Consider the following 14,707-nt stretch of genomic DNA (forward strand, 5'->3'; position numbering starts at 1 on the left):
AAGATATTTACTATAACAACTTAAAACTGTCTGCATCTTTTCCAAAAGGGAATTTATTTCTTACCTGCTCAAGTTTTTCTTTTTGTAAGAGAGCCGTAAAAATATCTTCTTCATCAGCTTTGTGGTATATTGTTTCTCCTAATGGATCAATTATCATGCTGTCGCCACTATGATAAATATCATTGCCGTCATTACCAACTCTGTTCACACCAATAACATAACATTGGTTTTCAATGGCCCTTGCTATTAATAAACTTTTCCAGGCATGGCTCCTTATATTAGGCCAATTAGCAACATATATCAACACATCATATTCGGCTTCGGATTGCTGGCGGCCCCATACGGGGAAACGCAGATCATAACAAACCTGTAAATTTATTTTCCAGCCGTTCACAGAAGCGATCAATCTTTTATTTCCTGCTGTATAATGGTTGTCTTCTTTTCCGAAGGCAAATAAATGCCGTTTATCATACTGTCCGTATTGTCCGTTGGGGAGCATCCATATCAGGCGGTTAAAAAATTGTTCTCCTTCTTTTATAATTAAACTCCCGGTAAGAATGCTGTTTTTTTTTCGACTGACCATCTTCATCCATTCTATTGTTGAGCCTTCCATCGTTTCTGCAAATAATTCCGGTTGCATGCTGAACCCGGTGGTAAACATTTCAGGTAAAACAACAATATTGGTTTTGTCAGAAATTGAATTGATCTTTTGTTCCAACATTTGCAGGTTAGACACTTTGTCTTGCCAATATAAATTTGTTTGTATGGTAGTAACAGCTAATGAAGACATTGCTTTAAATTATAAGTAAATTTACAATAATTCAATGAGCAATAGGATGGGAGATATTTAAAGGTCAGCAATTGTTAACAATGTAAATTTGCAAAATGTCAGAAGAATTGTCAATCATAAACGGAAATAAAGAAGAAGCGTATCAGTCTATTTTGCCACAAATAAAGGCTTTGATAGAAGGAGAGCCTGACCTGGTTGCTAACTTAGCCAATATAACTGCGGCATTGAAAGAGCAGTTTAAATGGCTGTGGATTGGGTTTTATTTAGTGAAAGATGATGAGCTGGTGCTGGGGCCATTTCAGGGTCCGATTGCATGTACCCGTATACGTTATGGTAAAGGCGTTTGCGGCACCAGCTGGCAAAAAGCAGAAACATTGATAGTGCCTGATGTAGAAAAATTTCCCGGACATATAGCCTGCAGCAGTTTATCCCGATCAGAAATTGTTGTGCCAATCGTCAGAAATAACAAAGTAGTTGGCGTATTAGATGTTGATAGTGAGTTATTGGATCAGTTTGATGAGGTAGATAAAATGTATTTGGAAAAGGTCGTAGCAGAGATTAGATTTTAGGAGTGTTATCCTTCCACCCCCATAAATACCTGCAGGCGTAGGTTCTGTAAGGACTCCATTTGGCAGAAACCTGTATCATCTTTTCTCTGAAAGCTTTTTTGTCGATTGTATCCAGTTTATATAATTTGGCAATGCTTTGTTGAATACCCAGATCGTCCAGGGCAAAAACATCTTCTCTTCCTAAAGTAAACATTAAGATCATTTCTACGGTCCACTGCCCAACGCCTTTGATTCGAGATAGATATTGTATCAATTCTTCATTGCCCATCTTATATAATCGGGCGTCAGTTATTTTTTCATCAATAAAAAACTGGCAAACATTTTTTACATAATTGGTTTTTGCGTTACTCAAACCAATGCCACGAAGAGTATCAAAGGGGGTGTCAATAACCTGCTGTGGCGTTGGTTTTTTCCCTCCATACAGATCTAAAAATCTTTTACAAATAACGGCAGCTACTTTAGTACTTAGTTGCTGGCTGATGATGGATGCACACAATTCCAGGTACACATTCTTTTTCTTTGCAACAACATGCGGCTTTTGTAAGTCGATTATTTTTTTTAATTTTTTGTCTTTGCTAAGATGGATGATATGTTGCATAAAATGATTATTTTATTGTCCAACTTGTTTCACCGCTTTTATCATCTTTCAGATCAATACCTAAACTGCCTAATTGAATTCTTATTTTATCAGAAGTAGCATAATCCTTTTTTGCTTTAGCTTCTTTTCTGATATCAACCAACAATTGCATAATGCCATCCAGTTTTTCATTATTATCAGATGCAGGATTATGCAATCCCAGGATATCTTCTAAATAGGTTGCGAAAGAATTTTTAAGCAGTGTTAATGTTGATGCGGAAATAGCATCAGCAGCAATATGTCCATCTTTCAGAGAATTGATAACAGGAGCCAGATCAAATAGATTCGCAATAACTTTTGCTGTATTCATATCGTCGTCCATAAATTCCTGTAACTCATTTACAGATACAATGATCTTAGCATCCAGTTCTTTGTCGGCAGCTTCTGCATTGCCGGTTATTGGCAATTTATTTAATACCTCGTATGCTTCCCATAGTCGTTTGAAAGCCTTTTCGCTTCCCTCCAATGCAGTACTACTGAAGTCTAGTGTGCTGCGGTAATGACTTTGTAAAATAAAGAACCTCACTGTCATCGGACTGAAAGCCTGGGTTAACAATGGATGATTGCCACTAAATAATTCTGTTAGTTTGATCACGTTATTATAACTTTTTCCCATCTTCTTACCATTGATGGTAATCATGTTATTATGCATCCAGTATTTGGCCGGGGTATGATGGTTGCAGATAGTGCTTTGTGCAATTTCACTTTCATGATGGGGGAATTGCAGATCCATTCCACCTCCGTGTATATCAAACTCTGCACCTAAATATTTAGTGGCCATTGCAGAACATTCAATATGCCATCCCGGGAAACCATCTCCCCATGGGCTTTTCCAGCGCATGATATGTTCAGGTGCTGCATTTTTCCATAGAGCAAAATCGGCACGATCTCTTTTTTCTTCCTGTCCGTCCAACTCTCTGGTAGTTTCGAGCAGATCTTCTATAACCCTTCCGCTTAGTTTTCCGTAATCATGTGTAGCGGCATATTTTTTCACATCAAAATATACAGATCCATTTACTTCGTACGCATACCCGGCTTTAATAATTTCTTCGATCATGTTCAATTGCTCAACAATATGCCCGGTTGCAGTTGGTTCTATGCTTGGTTCAATACAGTTAAATTCCTTCATAGCCCAATGAAACAGGTTGGTATATTTTTGCACCAACTCCATTGGTTCCAATTTTTCTAAGATTGCTTTTTTGCCTACTTTATCTTCAGCTTCTCTGCCCTCTTCTTCAAAATGCCCGGCATCTGTAATGTTGCGAACATATCTAACCTTATTGCCTTTATATGTGAGGTAACGATATACAACATCAAAAGTGATATATGGTCTTGCATGGCCTAAATGACTTTCGCCACTTACGGTAGGGCCACATACATACATACCTACATGCCCGGGGGTTATAGAAACAAATTCTTCTTTCTGACGAGTATACGAGTTATATATTTTTAGCGGCATAAACTTTTTGTTACAAATAATTGGTTGCAAATTACAAATTGCAGGCGAAACAATGGAGATAAAGTAAATATGTGTTTACTCTTTTTCTACCGCAATATCAGCTATAATAGGGAAATGGTCACTCAGTTTTCTGGCAATACGAGTAAACTGCAGCACGTCAAATTTTTCATCAACAAAAATATTATCAATACGCAGGTTGGGAGCTATACCACTAAAGGTTCTGCCAATGCCACTTCCTTTTTCTACGAAGGCATTTTGGAGGTTTTTCCCAATAGTTTCATAAGCGTATGAGTTGGGAACATCATTAAAATCGCCGCATACTATCATTGGATAAGGGCTTTTGTCCATTTCTTCACGTATCCAGTCGGCTTGTTTTTTTCTATTGATAAAACCATTTTTCATTTTACTGATGATGGTTCTTGATTTTTCGATATTCTTGGCTTGCTCCTGTAAAGATTCATCTATGTAGCGGAAGTTTTCTTTAGAAAAGCGTAAAGATTGCAGGTGTATATTAAAAATACGGAAAGTGTCGTTTCCTTTTACGATATCCGAATATTGAAAGGTAGAATTATAATTGTAGGGATTGTGTGAAATGAGTTTCTTTTTGATGATAGGATATCTGGATAGTATTAATGTGCCAAAATGCATGTTTAAACCAAACCAGTTCTCTGTATTATCATAAGCGTAATGGTGATATGGAAATCCCAGTCTTCCGAGTATAGTATCTAATTGTAAAAAACTTTTACCGGTACTATCACTACAAACCACTTCCTGAAAGCAGGCAATATCGGGCATGTTTTCGTTGATCAGGTCGGTCATTTGATAAAATACCTTGTGCGTTTTTTTAAAATTAAGCACATCGAATTGTGCCACATTCCAACTCATAATGCGTATCGCACCTTTTTCTTTTTGTTTGGAAAAACTTACCGGTAAGCGAAAAGGAATAATATTTGTAACAAATTGCCAGGATATTGCGATAGTGACTACAGAGATGATGATCCATCTCGGTTTCACAAATAACCAGAAAAGAATGAATAAGACCAACAAAGCAAAAAAGTAAAATGCCGCTACATTTAAAAATCCAAAAACCCACCAACGATCTGCGTTCAGCCATTTAGAATAACAGCCTGCCATAAAGAATAACGCCACAATAATATTGGTGACAATAAAAAAACTTTTGGTTAGTCTGCGGAAAAGACTTTTAGACATATTGTAAAGATAAAGTTTACTGCTGAAAATATTTCAACAGGCGATGTACACTATATATCTTCTTCAGCAGCTCTTTTTAAAATATTCTTTTCTTCATCGGTAAGAAAATGATATCCTTTTTGATTGATCTTGTCCAGAATTTCGTCTACTCTTTGTTGGGTAAGATTGGCTGTTTTTTTATACGGAGTTCGTCCTTGAGAATTGTAAAATATTTTTTCTTTTGCCGACATCTCATTTTTATTCGGATTGAATAAATTCATGAACCAGTTATATAAATTATTCATCCAGGTGCTTCCGTCCTTTCCTTTACGCATAAAATAGATGAATAAAAACCCGGCAAGGCCTCCACCTAAATGAGACAAACTGTATGCGGCGCTCATGCTGGCAACTCCGGCAAAGTCTATCAAAACATATACTAATGTTAACACCCAGATAGGAATGCCGCCATTCAAATTTCTGAAAAAACGATAGCCGGGAACAAGTGTTGTAGTTGCTACAGCTACGGCCATTACAGCAGCATTACCTCCCAAAAGTGAAGATTCGTTAATAAGCGGTCTCAAAGGAGGTAATAAATAATTCGACAAAACAAAAACAATGGCTCCTGCAAGTCCGCCATAAATATAGATCGGAATTAACTTTCTGTTTCCTGTCAATTCCTGTAAAATAAAACCAAATGCCCACAGCCAAAGCATATTACTTAAGATATGCATTATTTGTGTATGGCTGAACATGTATGTTAAAATGGTCCAGGGTCTTCCGCTCAATTTGGTGAGCTGTGCCGGCATTTCAAAATATTGTAATACCTGTGTTTGAAAAACTAATTCAGGAGATTCAAAAACAAAATAAATAACCTTAATGGTAAGTAATAGCAGAAAAAAAATAATGTTAAGGGTTAATGCACCAACCAATGCATTCCCATCCTGTCCAAGCGTTAGTCTGGTTCTTGGTTTTTTATAATCTGAATATCTATCTGATTCTCCCATGTATATACAAATCTACAAATACACTATGATAATAGCTGTTAAGAATTTAGTAAAACGTTTTTCGGTTTGTTTTGTTCCAGATCAACACTAAAATAAAACCCATAACCAAACCACCTAAATGCGCAAAGTGGCCGATATTATCAGTACCACCAGGATGAAATCCTCCAAACAAATCAATGCCGGCCATTATAAAAACCATATACTTTGCTTTGATTGGAACCGGAATAAAAAACATCATCAATTCTGTATTGGGAAACAGGTAGGCAAATGCAGCAAATACACCCATAATAGCACCTGATGCTCCAAGAGACGGAGCATCTTTTACCAAAAGCATTTGTGCAATGCCGGCAGCCAATCCGCATACCAGGTAAAAGATCAGGAATTTTTTTGGTCCCCAAACTCTTTCGAGCCAAACGCCAAAAGTATACAGGGTAAACATATTAAAAAGAATATGCATGATACTGCCGTGGGCAAACATACAGGTTACCAGTTGGTAAGGCTTGAATAAGCCCGAGTTGTAAGGAAACAATACCAGGTTTTCTGTTATTCTGTAATCATCACCATCGAGAAATAATTGCAATAGAAAAACCAGTACATTAATAATAATTAAATTCAAGACAATAGGTGTTGTCTTTTGAAATGAATTGCCTGGACTACGATAAGCCATAAGTGTTGTTTATAATAAGATTTATTTTAAAGTAAGCAGCACCACACACTCAATATGGTGTGTATGCGGAAACATATCTACCGGTTGAATTTTTTCTACTGTGTATTTTTCACTTAACAGGCCGATATCCCTTGCCTGTGTGGCTGTATTGCAGCTTACATACACAATTTTTGGGGCTGCAATCTCCAGCAGTTTGGCGGTAAGTTTTTCGTGCATACCTGCCCGTGGGGGGTCGGTTATGATCACATCAGGCCTACCATGTTTAGCAAAAAAAGTATCGTCACAGATCTTTATCACATCACCGGCAAAAAAATCTGCATGGGTAATGTTATTTAGGGCCGCATTTTCTTTAGCATCTTCAATTGCTTCAGCAATTACTTCTACGCCAATTACTTTCTTTGCATATTTACTTACAAAAATACCGATACTGCCTGTGCCGCAATAGAGATCGTATACTGTTTCTGAACCCGTTAATCCAGCGAAATCTCTTGTGATGGTATATAGTTTTTCAGCCTGTTTTGTATTTGTTTGAAAAAAAGATTTTGGTCCTATTTTAAAAGTGAACTCTTCAAGTTTTTCTGCGGCATACCCCTTCCCGAAATACACCTGTGGCGTTAGGTCGTAAATACTATCATTCCATTTGGTGTTGATGGTATACAACAAAGTTGTAATAGATGGAACTTTCAGTAAAAGGTGATCCAGTAATTTTTTTGTTTCTATTTCATCTTCATAACCCAAACAAATATTTACCATCAGTTCGCCGGTGGAGCATAACCTGATAATAATATTGCGAAGCCAGCCGGTATGTTGCCTGATATCGTAATAAGTGTAATTATTTTCTTTGGCAAAATCTCTTACACTGTTACGGATAGTGTTATTTACATCATCCATTAAATAACATTCCTGTATATCGATGATCTTATCAAAAATTCTGGGTACATGAAAACCAAGTGCATTTTCCTGAGGTAAAATACCATCACCTTTAATTTCCTTTTCTGTCAGATATCTTTTGTTGCTGAAAGTGAATTCCAGTTTATTGCGGTAGTGCTGGGTGCTATCGGCACCAACGATCGGCAACATTTCAGGTAATTCAACTTTACCGATTCGTCTGAAATTCTGGGCAACCTCCTGCTGTTTATATTCCAGTTGCTTTTGATAAGGCAACATTTGCCATTTGCAACCACCACAAATTCCAAAATGCTGGCAAAAAGGTTCCACCCTTTCTTTCGAATAATGATGAATGTGAGTAGCTTTTCCTTCGGCCCAGTCCTTTTTGTTTTTGGAAACAAAAACATCGGCAATGTCTCCCGGAACAGCCCCTTCAATGAAAATAACCTTGCCATCTTGTTTAGCAAGAGATTTTCCTTCTGCAGCGTACCCGGTAACTTCAATTTTTTCCAGTAAATATTTTTTTCTTTTCACAGCAGCAAAAGTAATCTATATCTACTCTAAAAAATATGTTAATGAAATGTAATTGTTAGCGGCTCCATCTTGCCGAAAGCATACAATAACCATCCATTTTAAATACTTTTGTCTTACTCTATTTAAGAAAATGAAAAAATTACTTGCTATTTTATTGGCATCTGTTTATTTTAGTTCAGCAAATGCACAAAGTTTTAAAGTAACGCTAAAAACCCCCAACTACAAGAAAGGGATAGCTTATTTAACCTATCATTGGGGTAAAAGCCTGAATGTAGAAGATTCGGCAGCTATAAACAGTAATGGGGTGGCTGTGTTTCAGGGAAAGCGAAAATTGCCCGGAGGGATCTATTCTATCGTATTTCCAAAGCAAAATAAATCGGTTGATTTTTTTATAGATAAAGAACAAATAATCACCATTACTGCTGATACTACCGATCTGTTGAATAAGACGGTAGTAGTTGGGTCAAAAGAGAATCTGCTGTTTCAACAACACCAAAAATTCGCAACAGCAAAGATCTCTTTATTAAATAAAGAAAAAGACGCATATAATAAATCTACCACCAAGGCTGATTCGGTTATGCATGAGCAAAAATACCTGGACTACAACAAACAATTAAACGAGTATAGAGAAGGGATCATAAAAAATCATCCGAATTCGATGATGACCGTCATTTTGCAGGGAATGAGAGATCCTAAGGTGCTAAACTATAAGCCGGTCACACACGAAGATTCATTGCAGAATTATCACTATTACAAAACACATTATTGGGATGGTATCACTTTTATGGATGAACGGGTGCTGCGTACTCCATTCTTTTTACCAAGATTTGAAAGGTATTATCGTGAGATAGTGGCCCAGGTGCCGGATAGTATCATCAAAGAAGCAGATTATCAACTTTTACTGGCACGTAGTTGTCCGGAGATGTACAAATTTCTATTGAACTGGTTAACTGATGAGTATATTTCTCCAAAATATATGGGTCAGGATGCAGTATTTGTGCATTTGTTTAATAAGTATCATAGTAAAGGGTTAACACCATGGTTAAATGAAAAGCAACATGAAACGATTAGCAGACGGGCTTATATGTTGATGGCCAATTTGATCGGAGAGCAGGCAGCCAATCTTCAAATGATTGATACATCAGGAAAGTTGACTCCTTTACATACTGTTGAGGCAGATTTTACCGTTGTAGTTTTTTGGGATCCCAACTGTGGGCATTGTAAAGAGGAGATACCAAGGGTAGACTCAATATATCGAGCCAACTGGAAGCAGCATAATGTAAAAATGTATGCTGTGCTTTCAGCAGATTCTAAAGATGATGTAAAATCAGCCTGGATCAAATATATAGAAGAGCATAAAATAGGAGACTGGATAAACGTATATCAAACCAAGGAAATGAAAGATGCGGAAGAGGCTGCCGGACAATGGGGTTATCATCAACTATTTGACGTTACAACGACACCTACCTTATATTTGCTGGATAAAGAAAAGAGGATCATTGGAAAAAAGCTCACCTGGGATCAAATCAATGATTTGCTGGAAGCAAAATTAGCTACTCAAAAAACTAACTAATAAAATACAATTGTTTATGAAGAAAATGTCTTTTCTATGCATAATGCTATTGTCTGCTTCACAAATTTTTTCTCAAACACTTTTTACTTATGGCGCAGAAGCTGTAAGTAAAGATGAGTTTTTAAGAGCATATAATAAAAATAAAACACCCGATAGCGAAAAAGAAAGATCATATAGAGAGTATCTCGATCTATATGCTAAGTTTAAGTTGAAAGTAAAAGCGGCAAAGGAATTAAGATTGGATACGTTACAACAACTGCAATCGGATATTGACGGGTTTCGTACTCAGGTGGAAGAAGGGTATATGAACGATGATAAAGGAGTTGAAGACCTGGTTAATGAAGCATTTAACCGTAGTCAAAAAGAAATTCATGTGATGCATTTTTATGTGCCTGTAAATACGTCTATGACTACGGCGGATTCATTAAAAGCAATCAAATTGATTGAGCAGGCTCATGATGAATTAAGTAAAGGGAGAGAAGATTATGCCGGTATAGCCGCAGAATTGAGCGCTCAATATAAAATGATACTGACGGCTTCTGACCTTGGATATGTTACAGCATTTTCTGTTCCTTATGAGTATGAGAATATTGTTTATGGATTAAAGCCAAATGAGATCAGTAATCCATACCGGACAAAAAAAGCCTGGCATCTTTTTAAAAACATTGATGAAAGAAAAAACTCCGGTAAATGGAAGGTTGCTCAGATACTTTTACTTTTTCCTCCTGATGCAACAGCAGAACAAAGAGAGCATGTAAAGCAAAAAGCTGACTCTGTTTATAAGTTATTAGAAGGCGGTGCCGAATTTATTGGAATGGTGAAAAAATTCAGTGAAGATAAAGTTACCCTTAATGCCGGAGGTGAATTACCGGAATTTTCAACAGGCAAATATTCGTTGAATTTTGAAAAAGCTGTTTTTGCATTAAAAAATGATGGTGATTTATCGAAACCAATATTGACCTCTTATGGCTATCATATTGTAAAAAGACTTAAGCATACACCTTCAATATTTGATAAGAGTGATGAGGCGGCTATGTACGATCTGAAACAGAAGGTGCAGCAGGATACAAGAATAAATATTGCTAAAGCAAAATTCTTGAAAGATGTTTTGGTAAAAATAAATTATAAAAGAAATGAGGCAGTAAAAGATAAAGATCTGTTTGGATTAGCTGACAGTGTCCTTAAAAATAAAGAGTTGGTAAAAACAAGTATCGACAAACTTCCAGTCTTTTCTTTTTCGGATAAAACTATTAAAGGAGCAGATTGGTTGGGCTATGTAAAAGAGTATGCACAAAATAATACATCAACAGATGACTCCGCTAAAGGTCTGTTCGAAAAATATGTCAATGCGAAAGCCTTTGAGTATTATAGAGAAAACCTGGAAAAATACAGTGTAGATTTTAAATACCAGATGCAGGAGTTTAAAGAAGGTAATATGTTGTTTGAGGTAATGGAACGGAACGTGTGGAGTAAGGCTGCAAATGATAGCGTGGGATTAAAAAAATATTATACAGCTCATCAGTCAAAATATCTTTGGGAGGCAAGTGCGGACGTGGTGATCTATAACTGCAGTGACTCTGAAGTTGCAGAAATAGCCGCCGTAGAGGTAAAAAAAGGAAAGAGTTGGAAAACGATTGCGGAAGAAAGCAATGCAACTATTCAGGCTGACTCCGGAAGATATGAACTTACACAAATACCTGTTACTAAAGTACTAACTGAGGGCTTGGTCACAAAGCCTATTGTTAGTGTTACAGACGGAACAGCAAGTTTTGTGCAGGTTATAAAATTATATCCGGCTAATCAGCAACGTAATTTCGAAGAAGCAAGAGGGCTGGTTATAAACGATTATCAAAACTATCTGGAAGAACATTGGATTGAATCGCTTAAAAAGAAATATCCTATTAAAATAAATGAGTCCGTCTTTAAAACTTTATTAAAATAAAAATTCATTTGTTGAAATAAAAAAGCGTCCTGTTGCAACAGGACGCTTTTTTATTAAGAAGTTATGCTGTTATCTTATTTGTTTTACCACATTGTAAATTACTTTGGGTTTGCCCAAAGTATAATAATGCAATACTGGTACACCAAAAGTTTTCAATTCTTTAGATTGCTGCGTTAACCATTCCGTTCCTATTTGTTCTACATCCTCATCCGTTTTAGCTTTCATGATAGCATTGGATAAGTCTGTAGGAATATCTACATGGAACACCTTTGGTAACATGCTCAATTGTTTTTTGTTGGTAATAGGTTTCAGTCCTGGAATGATTGGAACATCAATACCAATAGCCCTGCACTCTTTTACAAAATCAAAAAACTTTTGATTGTTAAAGAACATTTGAGTCATAATATAATCGGCACCTGCATCTACTTTTTCTTTCAGTCTTATTAAGTCTGTTTCTAAATTAGGGGCTTCAAAATGTTTTTCCGGATATCCTGCTGTGCCAATACAAAAATCAGGCTTACCCCCGTTTTTAATATCTTCTTCCAGGTATATGCCGTTCTTTAAATTCTGTACCTGTTTGATCAGGTCGATAGCATAAGCATGTCCATCTGCTTCCGGTTCAAAATGACTTTCATTTTTGGCGGCATCGCCTCTTAAAGCCAACACATTATCAATACCTAAAAAATTCAGGTCTATCAGGGCATCTTCTGTTTCTCTTTTGCTGAACCCTCCGCAAATAAGATGCGGAACAGCATCTACATTATAATGATTTTTAATGGCCGCACAAATTGCAACCGTCCCGGGGCGTTTTCTTACTTCTACTTTTTCAAATGTGCCATCCATTTTTTTCTTAAACATGGTTTCGCTGCGATGGTAGGTGACATTTATAAACGATGGCTTAAATTCCATTAAAGGATTTAAGTGATCATAAATAGAAGTGATCGTCTTACCCTTTAATGGAGGTAAGATCTCAAAAGAGACCAATGTGTCTTTTGCCTGGGCTATGTGATCTGTAACTTTCATATACACTAAAATATCTGCAAAAGTAGGCAATAGCAGCTAAATACAAATCTGTGGTTTATATTGTTGTTGTATATTGCTATAATTTCTTTGTGCTACATTTGTTTAAAATATTCAATCATTGAGTCTTACAATACAAACAAAAAATTTAGTAAAAGTTTACGGCAGTCGTACTGTAGTGAATAATGTCTCTTTTTCGGTAAAACAAGGAGAAATTGTAGGGTTACTGGGGCCAAATGGTGCCGGAAAAACCACTTCGTTTTATCAGGTAGTAGGGCTGGTAAGACCCGATAGCGGCGAGGTTTTTTTAGATGAGCTCAATATCACCAAATTACCTATGTATAAAAGGGCGCAAATGGGTATCGGGTATTTGCCGCAGGAGGCAAGTGTATTCAGGAAATTAAGTGTAGAAGACAATATAGCTGCAGTATTAGAAATGACCGACCTCAACAAACACCAACAGAAAGAAAAGCTGGAATCATTATTAGATGAATTCAGGTTGCAACAGGTAAGAAAAAATAACGGAGATACTTTAAGTGGGGGCGAACGCCGTAGAACAGAGATCGCAAGAGCGTTAGCGGTTGACCCTAAATTTATTTTACTAGATGAACCTTTTGCCGGTGTTGATCCTATTGCTGTAGAAGATATTCAGGAAATTATTGCCAAACTTAAATATAAAAATATCGGTATCTTAATTACCGATCATAATGTAAATGAAACCCTTTCTATTTGTGACAGGGCATATCTTTTAATTGATGGTAAAATTTTTACAGATGGTACAGCAGAAGAGTTGGCGGCAGATGAGCATGTACGAAGATTATATCTGGGTAGAAATTTTGAACTGAAACGAAAAGATTATTTACATGAAAAAGCTGCTCAGTAATTTTTTTATCTTGTCATACAAATGAAATTCCTATCCTCTGCCATATCCCGACTAGCAAGGATGCGTTTATGGCGTATCGAGAACTGGAGCAATCATCCGGTGGCAGCTCAGCGTGAGGTATTGCAGCATTTGGTAACATCCGCACAATATACAGAGATCGGCAAAAAATATTCTTTCAGCAAATTATTTACCATCCGGGATTTTAAAAAGAGAGTTCCTATTCATGAATACGATGATATAAAACCTTATATACAACGTATGATGAACGGAGAGGAAAATATTTTGTGGAATACGCCTGTGTACTGGTTTGCCAAAAGTAGCGGTACTACTTCTGATAAAAGTAAATTCATTCCCGTAAGCGACGAGAGCTTAACTGATAATCATTTTCAGGCAAGCAAAGATGTATTGAGTAATTACTATAAAAATTTCCCCTCAAGCGATCTATTAACCGGAAAAGGATTGGTTGTTGGAGGTAGTCATCAGATCAGTAAGGTAAATGAAGATATACAATATGGCGACCTGAGTGCTATATTGATGCAGAACTCACCCTTTTGGGGGCAATGGTTACGTACGCCTGAGCTAAGTGTGGCCTTACTGGATGAATGGGAAAACAAAATTGAAAAGCTGGCACAAATTACTGCAGAAGAAAATGTGACCTCACTGGCCGGCGTGCCCACCTGGACCTTATTGCTACTCAAACGTATATTAGAGATCAAAGGAAAATCTACCATTAAAGAAGTGTGGCCAAATCTGGAGTTATATATCAACGGAGGCGTCTCATTTGTTCCCTATAAAGAGCAGTTTGATAAAATTATCGGAGAAAAAATAAACTATCTGGAAATATATAATGCCAGCGAAGGCTTTATTGCAGGCCAGGAGAAACCCGATGATGACGGCTTGTTATTGTTTACAGAACATGGTATTTTTTACGAGTTCATGCCAGTGGAGGAATACGGAAAGCCTAATCCTCAAACAATGGGATTGGATGATATTGTTGTCGGAAAAAATTATGCACTGATCATCAGCAACAATGGCGGGTTATGGAGATATTTGATAGGAGATACGGTACAGTTTACTTCTATCAATCCTTATAAAATAAAAGTAACAGGAAGGCTGAAGCACTATATCAACGCATTTGGAGAAGAGTTGATAGTTGATAATAGCGATCGTGCTATTGCGATTGCTGCAGAAAAAACCGGCGCTGTCATCAATGATTATACAGCTGCTCCAGTTTATTTCTCTGATAAAAATAATGGAGGGCATGAGTGGCTGATAGAGTTTGATAAAGAACCGTCTGATAAAACAGCGTTCATTTATGAACTGGATAATGCGTTAAAAGAAATAAACAGCGATTATGAGGCTAAACGATATAAAGATATTGCTCTTCGATTACCTTTGGTGCATTCTCTGCCCAAGGGTACATTTACAGAATGGCTGCGTTCGAAGGGAAAAGTTGGTGGTCAGCATAAAGTGCCCAGATTGAGCAACGAAAGAATTTTTTTAGAAGAAATACTTGCTGTGAAAAACCGGCAATAAAGTATAAAGAGGATTAA

Annotated in this window: 13 protein-coding genes; 5 read left to right on the forward strand and 8 right to left on the reverse strand. The window is 36.8% G+C overall.

Annotated elements, in window-relative coordinates; genetic code table 11:
* Positions 1-10: 10 nt before the first annotated feature.
* A complete protein-coding gene (locus LK994_RS04990) occupies positions 11-790 on the reverse strand; it encodes an amidohydrolase (protein WP_229761791.1) in 780 nt (259 codons plus the stop codon).
* 95 nt (positions 791-885) lie between these two features.
* Here LK994_RS04990 and LK994_RS04995 point away from each other — a divergent pair, with 95 nt between their 5' ends.
* The gene (locus LK994_RS04995) at positions 886-1,359 is read left to right on the forward strand and encodes a GAF domain-containing protein (RefSeq protein WP_229761792.1); all 474 of its coding nucleotides are present in this window, start codon (positions 886-888) and stop codon (positions 1,357-1,359) included.
* Here the strand turns inward: LK994_RS04995 and LK994_RS05000 are convergent.
* The 6 genes from LK994_RS05000 to rlmD all read right to left on the reverse strand — a co-directional run bounded on the left by LK994_RS05000 (position 1,349) and on the right by rlmD (position 7,736).
* A complete protein-coding gene (locus tag LK994_RS05000; RefSeq protein WP_229761793.1) occupies positions 1,349-1,957 on the reverse strand; it encodes a DNA-3-methyladenine glycosylase family protein in 609 nt (202 codons plus the stop codon). The two genes, LK994_RS04995 and LK994_RS05000, sit on opposite strands and share 11 nt — an antisense overlap.
* Before the next feature lie 7 nt (positions 1,958-1,964).
* A complete protein-coding gene (cysS, locus tag LK994_RS05005; RefSeq protein WP_229761794.1) occupies positions 1,965-3,455 on the reverse strand; it encodes a cysteine--tRNA ligase in 1,491 nt (496 codons plus the stop codon).
* A 75-nt stretch (positions 3,456-3,530) separates the two neighbouring features.
* Positions 3,531-4,664 carry an endonuclease/exonuclease/phosphatase family protein gene (locus LK994_RS05010; RefSeq protein WP_229761795.1) on the reverse strand — a complete coding sequence of 378 codons (1,134 nt, stop codon included), beginning with the start codon at positions 4,662-4,664 and terminating at the stop codon, positions 3,531-3,533.
* A 50-nt stretch (positions 4,665-4,714) separates the two neighbouring features.
* On the reverse strand, positions 4,715-5,647 hold the full coding sequence (locus tag LK994_RS05015; RefSeq protein WP_229761796.1) for a rhomboid family intramembrane serine protease: 933 nt from the start codon (positions 5,645-5,647) through the stop codon (positions 4,715-4,717).
* 46 nt (positions 5,648-5,693) lie between these two features.
* A complete protein-coding gene (locus LK994_RS05020) occupies positions 5,694-6,314 on the reverse strand; it encodes a rhomboid family intramembrane serine protease (protein WP_229761797.1) in 621 nt (206 codons plus the stop codon).
* Positions 6,315-6,335: 21 nt separating this feature from the next.
* Positions 6,336-7,736: a 23S rRNA (uracil(1939)-C(5))-methyltransferase RlmD gene (gene rlmD, locus LK994_RS05025; protein WP_229761798.1), complete on the reverse strand. Its 1,401-nt coding sequence runs from the start codon at positions 7,734-7,736 to the stop codon at positions 6,336-6,338.
* Between the two features lie 130 nt (positions 7,737-7,866).
* On the opposite strand from rlmD, the gene LK994_RS05030 reads away from it, so the two are divergent.
* The gene (locus LK994_RS05030) at positions 7,867-9,309 is read left to right on the forward strand and encodes a TlpA family protein disulfide reductase (protein ID WP_229761799.1); all 1,443 of its coding nucleotides are present in this window, start codon (positions 7,867-7,869) and stop codon (positions 9,307-9,309) included.
* 16 nt (positions 9,310-9,325) lie between these two features.
* On the forward strand, positions 9,326-11,251 hold the full coding sequence (locus LK994_RS05035; RefSeq protein WP_229761800.1) for a peptidylprolyl isomerase: 1,926 nt from the start codon (positions 9,326-9,328) through the stop codon (positions 11,249-11,251).
* Positions 11,252-11,320: 69 nt separating this feature from the next.
* Here LK994_RS05035 and metF read toward each other — a convergent pair whose 3' ends face one another.
* The gene (gene metF / locus LK994_RS05040) at positions 11,321-12,274 is read right to left on the reverse strand and encodes a methylenetetrahydrofolate reductase [NAD(P)H] (RefSeq protein ID WP_229761801.1); all 954 of its coding nucleotides are present in this window, start codon (positions 12,272-12,274) and stop codon (positions 11,321-11,323) included.
* A gap of 118 nt (positions 12,275-12,392) precedes the next feature.
* On the opposite strand from metF, the gene lptB reads away from it, so the two are divergent.
* Together lptB and LK994_RS05050 are read left to right on the forward strand one after the other, a co-directional pair.
* Positions 12,393-13,154: an LPS export ABC transporter ATP-binding protein gene (gene lptB / locus LK994_RS05045; protein WP_229761802.1), complete on the forward strand. Its 762-nt coding sequence runs from the start codon at positions 12,393-12,395 to the stop codon at positions 13,152-13,154.
* Positions 13,155-13,175: 21 nt separating this feature from the next.
* Entirely contained in the window at positions 13,176-14,690 is a 1,515-nt protein-coding gene (locus tag LK994_RS05050) for a GH3 auxin-responsive promoter family protein (protein WP_229761803.1), read from the forward strand.
* Positions 14,691-14,707 lie beyond the last annotated feature (17 nt).

Origin of the sequence: Ferruginibacter lapsinanis, assembly GCF_020783315.1 — a bacterium.
In the GTDB taxonomy this organism is placed as follows: Bacteria; Bacteroidota; Bacteroidia; order Chitinophagales; family Chitinophagaceae; genus Ferruginibacter; species Ferruginibacter lapsinanis.

Bases quoted from the DNA above. Each gene is read 5' to 3' on its own strand.
- LK994_RS04990 (WP_229761791.1), bottom strand. From the start codon at position 790: ATGTCTTCATTAGCTGTTACTACCATACAAACAAATTTATATTGGCAA.
- LK994_RS04995 (WP_229761792.1), top strand. From the start codon at position 886: ATGTCAGAAGAATTGTCAATCATAAACGGAAATAAAGAAGAAGCGTAT.
- LK994_RS05000 (WP_229761793.1), bottom strand. From the start codon at position 1,957: ATGCAACATATCATCCATCTTAGCAAAGACAAAAAATTAAAAAAAATA.
- cysS (WP_229761794.1), bottom strand. From the start codon at position 3,455: ATGCCGCTAAAAATATATAACTCGTATACTCGTCAGAAAGAAGAATTT.
- LK994_RS05010 (WP_229761795.1), bottom strand. From the start codon at position 4,664: ATGTCTAAAAGTCTTTTCCGCAGACTAACCAAAAGTTTTTTTATTGTC.
- LK994_RS05015 (WP_229761796.1), bottom strand. From the start codon at position 5,647: ATGGGAGAATCAGATAGATATTCAGATTATAAAAAACCAAGAACCAGA.
- LK994_RS05020 (WP_229761797.1), bottom strand. From the start codon at position 6,314: ATGGCTTATCGTAGTCCAGGCAATTCATTTCAAAAGACAACACCTATT.
- LK994_RS05030 (WP_229761799.1), top strand. From the start codon at position 7,867: ATGAAAAAATTACTTGCTATTTTATTGGCATCTGTTTATTTTAGTTCA.
- LK994_RS05035 (WP_229761800.1), top strand. From the start codon at position 9,326: ATGAAGAAAATGTCTTTTCTATGCATAATGCTATTGTCTGCTTCACAA.
- metF (WP_229761801.1), bottom strand. From the start codon at position 12,274: ATGAAAGTTACAGATCACATAGCCCAGGCAAAAGACACATTGGTCTCT.
- LK994_RS05050 (WP_229761803.1), top strand. From the start codon at position 13,176: ATGAAATTCCTATCCTCTGCCATATCCCGACTAGCAAGGATGCGTTTA.